The organism is Microbacterium sp. STF-2, from assembly GCF_034650155.1.
GTDB lineage: Bacteria > Actinomycetota > Actinomycetes > Actinomycetales > Microbacteriaceae > Microbacterium > Microbacterium maritypicum_A.
Window position 1 is genome coordinate 798,177 of sequence record NZ_JARKMW010000002.1, and the last position, 11,801, is coordinate 809,977.

Here is an 11,801-nt window from a genome sequence, read left to right on the forward strand (position 1 = left end):
TGTAGCAGACTGTCTTGCGATATCCTCGTCTTTCTGTTCGAATGGTCGAATGAGGTGGCAGGGACAGAAGCTCGGAGAGACGGACGCGGCGGCGCTGCCCGGCCTCGAAGACCGCTCGAGTGTGCTGCGCTCGGTGACCACCCCCGAGTTCGCCGGCATGACGTTCCACGAGGTGCTGTCGAAGTCCGCTCTCAACCACGTCCCCGGCGCCTCGCGCATGCCGTTCGCGTGGACGATCAACCCCTACCGCGGATGCTCGCATGCCTGCGTCTACTGCTTCGCCCGCGGCACGCACGAGTACCTCGACCTCGACGGCGGGTCCGACTTCGACTCGCAGATCGTGGTGAAGGTGAACATCGTCGAGGTGCTCGCACGAGAGCTGCGCAAAGGCAGCTGGGAGCATGAGACCGTGGCCCTGGGCACGAACACCGATCCGTATCAGCGCGCCGAGGGGCGATACAAGCTCATGCCCGGCATCATCGAGACGCTCGCGGCATCCGGCACCCCGATATCGATCCTGACCAAGGGCACGCTGATCCGCCGTGACATCCCCCTGCTCGCGAAAGCCGCCGAGCGCGTGCCGATCGACGTGCAGATGTCGATCGCGATGTACGACGACGACCTGCAGAAGGCGATCGAGCCCGGAGCCCCGACCACGCAGGCCCGGCTCGACACCGTGCGGGCTCTGGCCGACGCCGGGTTCCCCGTGACCGTGTTCCTCATGCCGATCATGCCGCACATGACCGATTCGCTCGCCGCGATCGACAGTGCCCTCGTGCGCATCAAGGAGGCGGGGGCGCGTAGCGTCATCTACGGCGCCCTGCATCTGCGACCGGGCGTCAAGCCGTGGTTCTTCCAATGGCTCGACACTCATCGTCCCGACCTCGTCTCGTCGTACCGGGGGCTGTATCCCGGGGCTTCCGCCGAGGCGCCGAAGGGATACCGGCAGTGGCTCGCCAAGCGCACCCGTCCGCTCATCCGCATGCACGGACTGGACGGCCGCCACGAAGACGACTACCCCCGGCGCGGGCTCCGACCGGGGCAGGGCCATGTGCAGACGAGTGCTGCCGCCGCGACCGCGGTGCGGTTCACCCCCAGCGCCCGAGCCGAGGCATCGCCCGCGCAGCCGATGCTCTTCTGACCCCGCGGTCGGGCGCGCATCCCGCAGCCGCGTAGGCTCGAGGATCATGGCGATCGGTTCGACAGTCCACACATTCGAGGTGCAGCTCGCTGACACCGATCGCGGAGTCTACGAGGACTACTCGTTGCGCGTGGCCCGGCATCCGTCCGAGACCGATGCGTACATGCTCACACGCGTGCTGGCCTACGGGCTCGAGTTCGCCGAAGGCATCGCATTCGGCGGCAGCATCTCCTCGACGGAAGAGCCCGCAGTGCTCGTGCGCGACCTCACCGGCCTCGTCACCGTCTGGGTCGAGATCGGGGCGCCCGACGCCGAGCGGCTGCACTACGGCAGCAGGCTCGCCGAGCGCACCGTGGTGTACACCCACCGCGACCCCGCCAAGGTGATGGCGCCGTGGACCGACAAGCGCATCCACCGCCGCGAGGACATCCGCCTCCACAGCTTCGACCCCGGATTCATCGAGACCGCGTCAGCCCTGATCGAGCGCCGCAACACCATGACCCTCACCGTGACCGAGAACGTGATCTATCTCGACCTCAACGGCACGAACCTGACCTCCGCCGTGCACGTGCACGAGCTGTCCTGACCGACGCTCCGCGCCGCCCCCGCCCTGCGACGGTGCCGAGCGCACGGGTTGATGCCGAACGCACGGCTTCCACGCGCACGCATCCCGTGCACTCGGTGAGATCCCGTGCACTCGGCGAGATCCTGTGCACTTGGCGAGATCCGACGCGAAAGGCCCCACCCGCAGAAGCGGACGGGGCCTTCGTCACGAGAGTGGTCAGGAGGTGAGGTCTGCCGCGGTCGGAACGCGACCGGCGATCTCCTCGATCACGTCGTCGTCGAGACGGGCGTTCTCGAACGGCGCATCGATCTCGGCGCGCTCGAGCAGCTCACTCATGCGGCGCTGACGCTGACGCGTGATCAGCGTGACGACTCTACCTGCGCGGCCGGCACGACCCGTACGGCCCGAGCGGTGCAGGTACGTCTTGTACTCGTCGGGCGCATCGGCCTGGACGACCAGATCGATATCGTCGACATGGATGCCGCGGGCGGCGACATCCGTGGCGACGAGCACGCTCACGCGCCCCGACGTCAGACGCTCGAGGTTGCGCGTGCGCTTGGCCTGGTTCAGGTCACCGTGCAGTGAGACGGCCGGGATGCCGGCGTCGTCGAACTGCTCCGCGAGCATGTCGGCGTAGGCGCGGGTACGGGCGAACACCAGCGTCTTGCCGTCGCGGTCGACGAGCGACGTGAGGATGTCGGCCTTGTCGCGGTGCTCGATCACGAGCACGCGGTGCTCGATCGTGCTGGAGTCCTGGTCTTCACCTGCGACCTCGTACACGGCCGGGTCGACGAGGAACTCGTCGACGAGTGCGGCGACCTCACGGTCGAGCGTGGCCGAGAACAGCAGCTTCTGGCTGCCGTCGGCGGTGTGACGCAGGATGCGCTGCACCGGTTCGACGAAGCCGAGCTCGCACATGTGGTCGGCCTCGTCGAGCACCGCGATGCGGCAGTCCGAGAGGTCGAGCTTGCCCTGGTTGATGAGGTCCTCGACACGACCGGGGGTGCCGATCACGATGTCGACGCCCTTCTTGAGCGCGCCCACCTGACGCCCCTGCGGCACGCCACCGTAGATCTGCGTGGTGAACAGCCCGACGCTGCGGGCGATCGGCTGGATGGTGCGGTCGATCTGGAGCGCGAGCTCACGCGTCGGAGCGAGGATGATCGCGCGCGGCGACCGCCCGAATTCACGGCGCTTGCCGGCCTGCGACTGCAGCACGCGCTCGACGAGCGGCGCGCCGAAGGCGATGGTCTTGCCGGAGCCGGTACGGCCGCGGGCGAGCACGTCGCGCCCGGCGAGGACGGCGGGGATGCTGGCAGCCTGGATCGGGAACGGCGTGGCCGCGCCCATACCGACGAGGGTCTCGACGATGTTCGATCCGAGACCGAGGTCGCCGAAGGTCACACCGTCGACCTCGACCGCCGCGACGGACTTCGCCTCGAGGCGCTCGTGCACGACGTCATCGCCCGGCGTGAACTTCGCTCCGGTCGATGCAGGACGGCTGGTGGCGTTCCAGTCGTTGCGGCTCGGTCGCTCGTTGCGGGCCGGACGCCCACGGGTGTCCGAGGTCAGCGGGCGCGGGCGCTCGGTGCGGTACGCGCCACCGGTCGACGGACGCGAACGCTCGTCGCGGCCGCCCTCATACGAACGCTGTGTGCGGTCACGGTCGAAAGCGCGACGCGCCCGGTCGGCGTCGTATGAACGCTCGGGGCGCTCGGTGCCGCGATCGATCGACCGGGTGCGGTCACCGGCGCGGTCATCGCGACGCGGGCGGTCGTCACGGTCGAACCGAGGACGCTCGGTGCCGCGGTCACGGTCGAACCGCGGACGCTCGGCACCACGCCGGTCGTCGCGACCCGGACGCCCGCCATCGCGGTGGTCGTTGTCACGGAAGCCCTGACGCTGGGTGCCGGCGCCGCGGTCATCGCGACGCGCACGGTCGTCGCGGTCGAACCGGGGGCGGTCGCCGCCGCGGTCGTCGCGGTAGGTGCCGGGTCCGGTCGGGCGCTGTCCGGTCTGGCGCTGTCCGCCGCGGTCGTCGCGACGCGGACGGTCGTCGAAACGGCCTGCGGCGCTGGGGCGGTCGTTGTAGCGCGGGCGCTCGGAGCGCTCGTCGTTGCGGTGGTGCGGGGCCTCGCGACGCCCGGACTCGGCGCGGTTGCGGATCCCGCGCGCCTCGTCGCGGCCGGCGCGCTCCGACGCACCCCAGCGCTGCTTGGGCGCACCCGACTCGGCTTCAGCCGGACGGTAGCCGCGGTGGCCGGCGCTGCGGCTGCCGGGGCGACGGTCGTACCCTCCCGCGGATGCAGCGGTGCGACGGTCGCCGGCATCCGCTCGTCCGCCGCGCTCATCGCGCGCGCCGTCACGGGCGGGGCCGCCGCTGTGACGGTCGTGGAAAGAGGTCTTCTTCGCGCCGTAGCGCGGTTCGAAGTTCGCGGACGGACGTCCGCCGCGGGGCTTCTTGTTCTTCGGCATTGCGGTGTCTTTCTGTGTTCTCGCACGAGAACAGCGCCGCGCGCACGCGCGAGCACCCTGCGCCTGGTCGAACTCGACCAGCGGGGTTCCGGACTGTCAGCGGCCGGGGCCATTCATGTGATGGTTGATTAGCGTCGAGCGACGCTCACCATCGGCCCCTGGACTCACACTTCACACACATAAAACGTCCGCGCCAACGCGCGGGTGTCCGAAGCCGACCGCTCAAGTGTAGCCGACGCTCCTGAGAGACCGCCGACCCGATCGTGGCCGTACGATGACGAGGTGAGTACCGCTTCCCCCACCGGCGCCCAGATCAGCCTTCGACGCGGCGGGGTGACCGCACAGATCGCACAGGTCGGCGCCTCCCTCCGTTCGCTGCGCATCGACGATGTCGACCTCGTACCGCCGTATCCTCTCGAGCTGCCCACGCCGGCCTGTTCCGGCGTGGTCCTCGTCCCCTGGCCGAACCGGGTGCGCGACGGAGAGTGGGACGACGACGGCACCGCACGGAGACTCGCGATCACCGAGCCGAAGCTGAACAACGCGAGCCACGGCCTGTTGCGCTTCACCGCCTACGAGGTCTCGCACACCGAGGGCGAAGCCGTGCTGCGCGCGACCATCGTCCCGCAGACGGGATACCCGTACCTGATCGAGACGACAGTGGAGTACGCGCTCACGCCCGACGGCATCGACGTGTCGCACACGCTCACCAACCGGTCGACCACGTCCGCGCCCGTGGCCCTCGGCACCCACCCGTTCGTGACGATCGGCGACGTGGACCCGCATGACCTCGTGCTGCGGATCCCCGCGGAGACGGCGTTCGACACCGACGACAGGATGCTCCCCACCGGCACCCGACCGGCCGATGCCGCTCTGCGCGAGGGCGTCCGACTGGGAGACGTCACCCTCGACACCGGCTTCACGGATCTCGCCCGTGATCCCGACGGACGTGTGCACCATTCGCTCACCGCGCCGGACGGTCGCCGCGTGACGCTCTGGCAGGGCGAGGGTTTCGACTACGTGCAGGTGTACACGACACCCGCTTATCCCGGTCAGAGCCTCGCGGTCGCGATCGAGCCGATGACCGCACCGGCCGACGCCCTGAACAGCGGCCTCGGCATCCGCCGGCTCGCCCCCGATGAGACCTGGACCCTGCACTGGGGCATCACGCTGAGCTGACTCGACGCGGCTCGCCGCGAACTCCCCGACGAGAACAGAGAGCGAATGACGCCGCGCCGGCGAGTCGGATGGTGACTCGCCGGCCGCGGCGCACATGATCTCCGTTTCGGCCGGGCGGCGCCGAGAAGGCGTTACTCCCCGCGCTCGCGCAGCTCGCGGCGGGTGAGCTGCGGCGCATGCGGCAGACCCGAGGCATCGATCAGCACCGGCTGAGCCGACACCACGGCGGCACCGGATGCTTCCGGGCCGACAGGAGCATCCGGAGCCGAGGCTCCTCCGGCATCCGTTCCCCCCGCCTTGCGCGCCGCGCGTCGCTCCTTGGCCCCCTCGACGAGGTTGTAGAGCGTGGGCAGCACGATCAGCGTCAGCACCGTCGACGAGATCAGACCGCCGATCACGACGATCGCGAGCGGCTGCGAGATGAAGCCGCCGTGACCCGTGATGCCGAGGGCCATCGGAGTGAGGGCGAGGATGGTGGCGAGCGCGGTCATCAGGATCGGTCGCAGACGCTTCTCACCACCGGCCTTCACCGCCTCGATGGTCGACAGACCCTTCTCCCGGTACTGGTTCACGAGGTCGACGAGCACGATCGCATTCGTCACCACGATGCCGATGAGCATCAGCACGCCGATCAACGATGCGACGCCGAGCGGCACACCCGTGATGATCTGCAGCAGGATCGCCCCGGTCGCCGCGAACGGCACCGAGATGAGCAGCAGCAGCGGCTGGCGCAGCGACTTGAAGGTCGCGACCATGACCACGTACACGATCAGGATCGCCGCGAGCATTGCCAGCCCCAGCTGCGAGAACGAGTCGGCCTGCTGCGACGCGACACCGCCCACCTCGGCGGATGCACCGTCGGGCAGGTCGACCGCCGCGAGCGCGGTGTTCACGGACTGCGTGGCTGTGGCGAGGTTGTCGGACGCCGGCGGCACGGTGATCGTCGCGGTACGACGGCCCTGCTCCGTGGTGATCGAGGTGGGTCCGTTCTGCTGCTCGACGGTCGCGATGTCCTGCAGCTGCACGATGCCGGTCGGCGTCGGGATGGTGAGCTGCTTGAGCGCGTCGACCGTGGTCGGCGGGTTCGGGGTCACGATGTAGACCGTCAGCGCGGTGTCGTCGATCTCGACGGATCCCGCCTGCTGCGGGCGCATGGTGCCCGACACGATGGCACCGACCGCGACCTCGGAGAGTCCACGCTGGGCGGCGGCTTCCCTGTCGACCACGACGGCGATGTACGGCAGCGACGCGGCGAGGTTGTCGCTCACCTGGCCGACGCCGTCCTTCCCGTCGAGTTCCTTGACCAGCGCGGTGGTCGCCGTCTGGAGGTCGTCCGAGCTCGAGGCGCTGACCGTGATCTCGATGTCGCTCGATCCGAAGCCGGCCGAGGCCGAGACCGCGACATCCCCGACATCGTCACCGAGGCCGTCGATCGCATCCTGCACATCCGCGCGGAGCTTCTCCTGATCGGCGTTCGAGTCGGTGAGCACCGAGTACGTGACGCCCGCACCGCCCGAGAAGGCGTCGCTGAGCGCCGAACCACTGGTGCCGATCGAGGCCTGTACGTGCTCGATGCCGTCGATGTCGAGCAGGGCGTCTTCGACCGCCACCGCCGCATCCGACTTGGCCTCGAGGCTCGCCGTCGGGCCGAGGTCCTGCGTGATCGTCATGGTGTTCTGGCCGGAGTCGCCGAGGAAGTTGACCTTCATCAGCGGCGCTGCGGCGAGCGTAGCGCCGAGCACGACGACCGCGAGGATCACCGTGACACCGGAGTGCTTGAGCGTCCAGCCCAGGATCGGCCGGTACTGGCGCTGCAGCCACGTCGGCGGCGCGTCCGGGTGCTCGGGGTCGATCGCATCGCCGTGCTCGTCGAGCAACGGCTTGCCCGGCTTGAGGAACCAGTAGGCGAGCACCGGCACGATCGTCAGGGCGACCAGGAGCGAGGCGACCATCGCGATCGTCACCGTCATCGCGAACGGCCGGAACAGCTCGCCGACCATGTCGCCGACGAAGACGATCGGCAGGAAGACCGCCACTGTCGTGATGGTGGACGCCGTGATCGCCATCGCGACCTCGCGCACCGCGAGGCGGATCGCATCGCCCTTGTCGGCATCGCCCACGTAGTGACGTTTGATGTTCTCGATCACGACGATGGAGTCGTCGACCACGCGACCGATCGCGATAGTGAGCGCACCGAGGGTGAGCACGTTCAGCGAGTAGCCGAACGCCTGCAGCCCGATGAAGGTGATGAGTACGCTGGTGGGGATCGAGATCGCGGTGACGAGGGTGGAGCGCACCGACATCAGGAAGACGAGGATCACGAGCACCGCGAACACCAGGCCGAGCATTCCCTCGGTGGCGAGCGTCTCGATCGACTGCACGATGAACGGCGCCTGGTCGAAGATCACGGTGAAGGTCGCGTCCGGGAAGGCGTCGCCGATCGTGTCGAGCGCGGCGATCACGCCGTTGGACACCTCCACGGTGTTCGCCGCGGGGAGCTTGGTGATGGAGATCGACAGCGCATCCTTGCCGTCGACACGGGAGATGGAGGTGACGGGGTCGGACTCCTGCACGACCGTCGCGACATCGCCGATCGTGACGTCGGTGCCGACCAGCGGAAGGGCGGCGATCTCTTCGACCGAGGTGATCTTCGCGCCCGTCTGCACCGTCAGCGTCTGACCGTTCTCGGTGATGTCGCCACCGGGGAACAGCGTGCCGTTCTGGTCGAGTGCGTCGTTGATCGCCGAGGTGCTCTGGCCGGCAGCGGCGAGCTTCGCGACGTCGGGCGTGATGCTGATGCGCTGCCCGACGCCACCCACGATCTCGGCCGCGTTGACGCCGTCGACGTCTTCGAGTTCGGGGATCGCGACCGATTCGAGCTGGGCCTGGGCGTTGTCGGCATCCTCGAATCCGGTGACGGCGACCTGGATCACCGGGAAGTCGTCGATGGAGACCGACAGCACCTGAGGGGTCACATCCTCCGGCAGCTGCGATGAAATGCGGTTGATCGCCTGCTGGATCTTCTGCTCGGCTGTGGCGAGATTCGTTCCGTAGGCGAACATCGCCTGCACGATCGAGGCGTTCGTGGTGCTGGTCGCCGTCGTCGACTCCAGACCGGGCACGCCCTGGATCGCCGCTTCGACCGGCGTGGATACGTCGTTCTCGACCACCTCGGGCGAGGCGCCGGGGTAGGTCGTCATGACGACGAGTGCCGGCAGCTCGAGCGAGGGGATGAGTTCCTGCTTGAGATTCGTGAGCGCGAGCCCGCCGAACACCGCCGCGACGATGGTGATGAGGGCGATGAGCGCGCGGTTCTTCAGGCTCAGGATGGCGAGTTTCGACAAGGCGGTTTCCTCGGTGTCAGGGTGTGGCTGTCGCTGCGGAAGGGGTGGAGACGTCGTCTCCGAGGATCCGCGCCAGTGCGGACTCGATGAAGGACTGGGTGAGACGGTCGTCGCGGATCTGCATGCTCCACATGACGCCGTCGATGAAGATCATCGCCGCTCTGGCACGCTCTTCGCCATAGGTCGGCGTGAGCAGGTCGACGAGGCGGTCCGACAGATGGCGGGCGAGATCCCGCAGACGGGGGTCGTGCACGGCGGCGGTGACCACGGCGCGGTCGGCCTGCACGGCATGGTGGTCGTCCATGCTCTCGAACACGAGGGCGGCGATCACGTCGGGGCTGTCACCGCGTTCGGCGAGGGTCTGCCGCACGCCGTCGAGACGTGCGTCGACCTCTTCGGCGAGCGCACGGAAGGCCGCGGCCCTGAGGTCGTCGAGGGTGTCGAAGTACTGCGTCGTCGCCCCGAGAGGCACCCCGGCACGCGCGGCCACCATGCGGTGTGTGACGGCGTCGGCGCCCACCTCGACGATGAGCTCGGCCGTCGCGGTCACGATCTCCCGACGGCGCGCCTCAGGGTCACGTCGCCGACGCTCCCCTTGCCTCATCCCGCCCCCTTGGACATCCGTACATGTACGTTTGTACATTTCAGGATTGTGAAGATGCTGGGAACGGACCTCGCCCTCGCTCCGCACGGAGTCGTGGACCTCCAAGGTGTCGGCGGCGAACGCAGGGCCGGCGGTCAGGATGATGCGGTGCTGCACCAGGGAGGCGGGCACGTATCTCCCCAACCCCAGCACCGCGAGGGCGGCGGTGCACTCATACCAGTGCGGCCTCGACCTGCCCGCGCTCGAAGTAGGCGACGAGCTCGGGATCCAGCGGGGGGATCTCGATCGCGGAGCCGTCACCCCGCAGCGACGCGGTGGCGAGGATGCCGGCGGCGACGGCCTCGCGGGCCGCGACGGGCGACGTCTCGGTGAGTCCGCCGTGGCGCACGAAACGCAGGAACTCCGCGACGAGCAGGGCGTCCGCACCGTCGTGACCCGCGTCGGGCACCTCCGGGACGATGAAGGTCTCGTCGGCCGCCGCCGCTCCGGCATGACGCCGGTTCCACAGCTTGACCTCACTGCCGGCCACGTCGCCGAAGTTCTCGATGCGGCCCTCGGTGCCGATCACGGTGTAGTTGCGCCAGTAGTCGGGCGTGAAATGGCACTGCTGGTACGACGCGAAGATGCCGCCCTCCAGCTGCATGTTCACCATCGAGATGTCCTCGACGTCCACCACCGGGTGCAGACCGGTCAGCGCCGTCGGCGGCCAGTTGTCCATGCTGAACCAGTCGGGCATCCGCTCCCCCGCCCTGTCACGACGGTCGGTGATGTCGCCGTACACGCTCAGCGCCCCCATCGCGGAGACGCGCTCGCTGTAGGCGCCGGCGAGCCAGTGGATGATGTCGATGTCGTGAGCGCCCTTCTGCAGCAGCAGTCCGGTGGTGCGGCGACGGTCGGCGTGCCAGTCCTTGAAGTAGAAGTCGCCGCCGTGACCGACGAAGTGCCGCACCCAGACGGCCTTGACCTGACCGATGCGTCCGCTCTGGATCAGACCGCGCATCAGCGTGATCACGGGCATGTGCCGCATGTTGTGGCCGATGTAGAGCCCGGTGCCGGTGCGGCGTGCGGTCTCGAGCATCGCGTCGGCGTCGGCGAGGTCGATCGCCAGGGGCTTCTCGCAGAACACCGGCACTCCTGCTTCGAGGGCACGGATGCTGAGGGCTGCGTGCGTGTCGTCGGGGGTGAGCACCATGACGGCGTCGACGCCGGAGGCCAGCAGCTCGTCGAGAGAGTCGGTGACGAGCGCATCCGGCACGAGAGCGCGGGCGTCGTCGCGAGCGCGCGGTGCGAGGTCGCACACGGCGCTGATGCGCGAGCCGTGTCCCGGGCGATGCACCTCTTCCTGGAGGGTCGAGCGCGCGCCGAAGCCGATGATGCCGATCTGGAGATCCACGATGGTCCTTCTGTGTGATGAGTCTGTGCAGGATGCCGAGGTCAACGAGCCCGCGGTGCGGGGGCGTCGAGGTCCGTCGATCCGCCGGGGAAGAGCGCCCATGCGAAGTCATGCAGGCGCCCGGGGGTGGGTTCGGTCTCGAGGGCGCGGTCGACGATGATGCGCGCCTGCCGCTCGTAGAAGTCGGTGGGACCGACGGTCGTGAGCGTGGGCGCGATCAGGCGGGAGTCCGGGGTGTTGCCCACGCCCACCACCGCGACGTCGTGCGGCACCCGGAGGCCGAGCATGTGCGCGGCGTTGATCGCGGCGATCGCGGCGAAGTCGGTGGTGGCGTACACCGCTCGCGGTCGGTTCTCCCCCGACAGCAGCTCCACCGCGGCGGTGAAGGCGCTCGCCTGGGTGTCGGCATACGTCACCGTCCAGCTCGGGTCCGGTTCGATGCCGGCGGCCGCCATCTTCTCGACATAGGGCGTGTAGCGCGTGATCTGCGTGCCGGCGAGGCGCACGGCGCCCTCCGCGGCGATGCATCCGATCCTGGTGTGCCGCTCCAGCAGATGGTCCATCGCGATCTCGCAGCCGGGGATCGCATCCGAGCGGATCACGTCGAAGCCCTCGGGTTCGAGATGTTCGGAGAACACCACGAGACGCTGACCGCGACGCACGAGGTCGTCGAGGTTCTGCCGCGCCTTGTCGTCGAGGCCCACGCCGTCGAGGTACGCCACGTCGCTCTCGACCCGGTCCAGGGCCGCGTGCCAATCACCGTCGGCGAGGATCAGCGTGGTGAGCCCGTGCTTGTTCGCCTCGGCGTTCACCGCGTCGGCGACCGCCAACGACCACGGGTCGCTCAGCATGTGCAGCGAGAGCTGCACCATGCCGCTGCGTCCGGTGCGGATCGCCCGCGCTGCACTGTTCGGGCGGTAGTTCAGCTCATCGGCTGCGGCCAGCACGCGTGCGGCCGTGGCTTCGGCGACGCCGGCACCCGACGCCGCCCCTGCGCGTCCGGAGAACACATACGACACGGTCGCCGTCGACACACCGGCCCGTTCGGCCACCATGCGCAGTGTCGGGCGCCGGGGCGCCTGGTGCTCGCTCTTCGCCAT

Annotated in this window: 8 protein-coding genes; 3 read left to right on the forward strand and 5 right to left on the reverse strand. The window is 69.0% G+C overall.

The annotated features are described in order from the left end of the window. Positions 1-49 precede the first annotated feature (49 nt). A complete protein-coding gene (locus MicroSTF_RS17710) occupies positions 50-1,141 on the forward strand; it encodes an Rv2578c family radical SAM protein (protein ID WP_322957487.1) in 1,092 nt (363 codons plus the stop codon). Positions 1,142-1,187: 46 nt separating this feature from the next. Next, complete coding sequence (locus tag MicroSTF_RS17715) at positions 1,188-1,727, forward strand: YaeQ family protein (RefSeq protein WP_029259835.1); 540 nt, start codon at positions 1,188-1,190, stop codon at positions 1,725-1,727. Positions 1,728-1,922: 195 nt separating this feature from the next. On the opposite strand, the gene MicroSTF_RS17720 is transcribed toward MicroSTF_RS17715, so the two are convergent. Further along, positions 1,923-4,181, reverse strand: coding sequence for a DEAD/DEAH box helicase (locus MicroSTF_RS17720; protein ID WP_322957490.1), 2,259 nt, complete (start codon positions 4,179-4,181; stop codon positions 1,923-1,925). 282 nt (positions 4,182-4,463) lie between these two features. Between MicroSTF_RS17720 and MicroSTF_RS17725 the strand changes: the two genes are divergently transcribed. Then, positions 4,464-5,360 carry an aldose 1-epimerase family protein gene (locus tag MicroSTF_RS17725; protein ID WP_297558576.1) on the forward strand — a complete coding sequence of 299 codons (897 nt, stop codon included), beginning with the start codon at positions 4,464-4,466 and terminating at the stop codon, positions 5,358-5,360. A 131-nt stretch (positions 5,361-5,491) separates the two neighbouring features. Here MicroSTF_RS17725 and MicroSTF_RS17730 read toward each other — a convergent pair whose 3' ends face one another. The 4 genes from MicroSTF_RS17730 to MicroSTF_RS17745 all read right to left on the reverse strand — a co-directional run bounded on the left by MicroSTF_RS17730 (position 5,492) and on the right by MicroSTF_RS17745 (position 11,801). Next, entirely contained in the window at positions 5,492-8,704 is a 3,213-nt protein-coding gene (locus MicroSTF_RS17730; RefSeq protein WP_297558579.1) for an efflux RND transporter permease subunit, read from the reverse strand. A 16-nt stretch (positions 8,705-8,720) separates the two neighbouring features. Further along, entirely contained in the window at positions 8,721-9,308 is a 588-nt protein-coding gene (locus MicroSTF_RS17735) for a TetR/AcrR family transcriptional regulator (protein WP_322957495.1), read from the reverse strand. A gap of 211 nt (positions 9,309-9,519) precedes the next feature. Continuing rightward, entirely contained in the window at positions 9,520-10,701 is a 1,182-nt protein-coding gene (locus MicroSTF_RS17740) for a Gfo/Idh/MocA family protein (protein ID WP_205810313.1), read from the reverse strand. A 41-nt stretch (positions 10,702-10,742) separates the two neighbouring features. Further along, positions 10,743-11,801 (reverse strand): LacI family DNA-binding transcriptional regulator, encoded by a 1,059-nt coding sequence (locus MicroSTF_RS17745; protein WP_322957497.1) that lies wholly within the window; start codon positions 11,799-11,801, stop codon positions 10,743-10,745.

Coding starts and splice junctions, on each gene's coding strand:
- MicroSTF_RS17710 (WP_322957487.1), top strand. CDS start 50: ATGAGGTGGCAGGGACAGAAGCTCGGAGAGACGGACGCGGCGGCGCTG.
- MicroSTF_RS17715 (WP_029259835.1), top strand. CDS start 1,188: ATGGCGATCGGTTCGACAGTCCACACATTCGAGGTGCAGCTCGCTGAC.
- MicroSTF_RS17720 (WP_322957490.1), bottom strand. CDS start 4,181: ATGCCGAAGAACAAGAAGCCCCGCGGCGGACGTCCGTCCGCGAACTTC.
- MicroSTF_RS17735 (WP_322957495.1), bottom strand. CDS start 9,308: ATGAGGCAAGGGGAGCGTCGGCGACGTGACCCTGAGGCGCGCCGTCGG.
- MicroSTF_RS17745 (WP_322957497.1), bottom strand. CDS start 11,801: ATGGCGAAGAGCGAGCACCAGGCGCCCCGGCGCCCGACACTGCGCATG.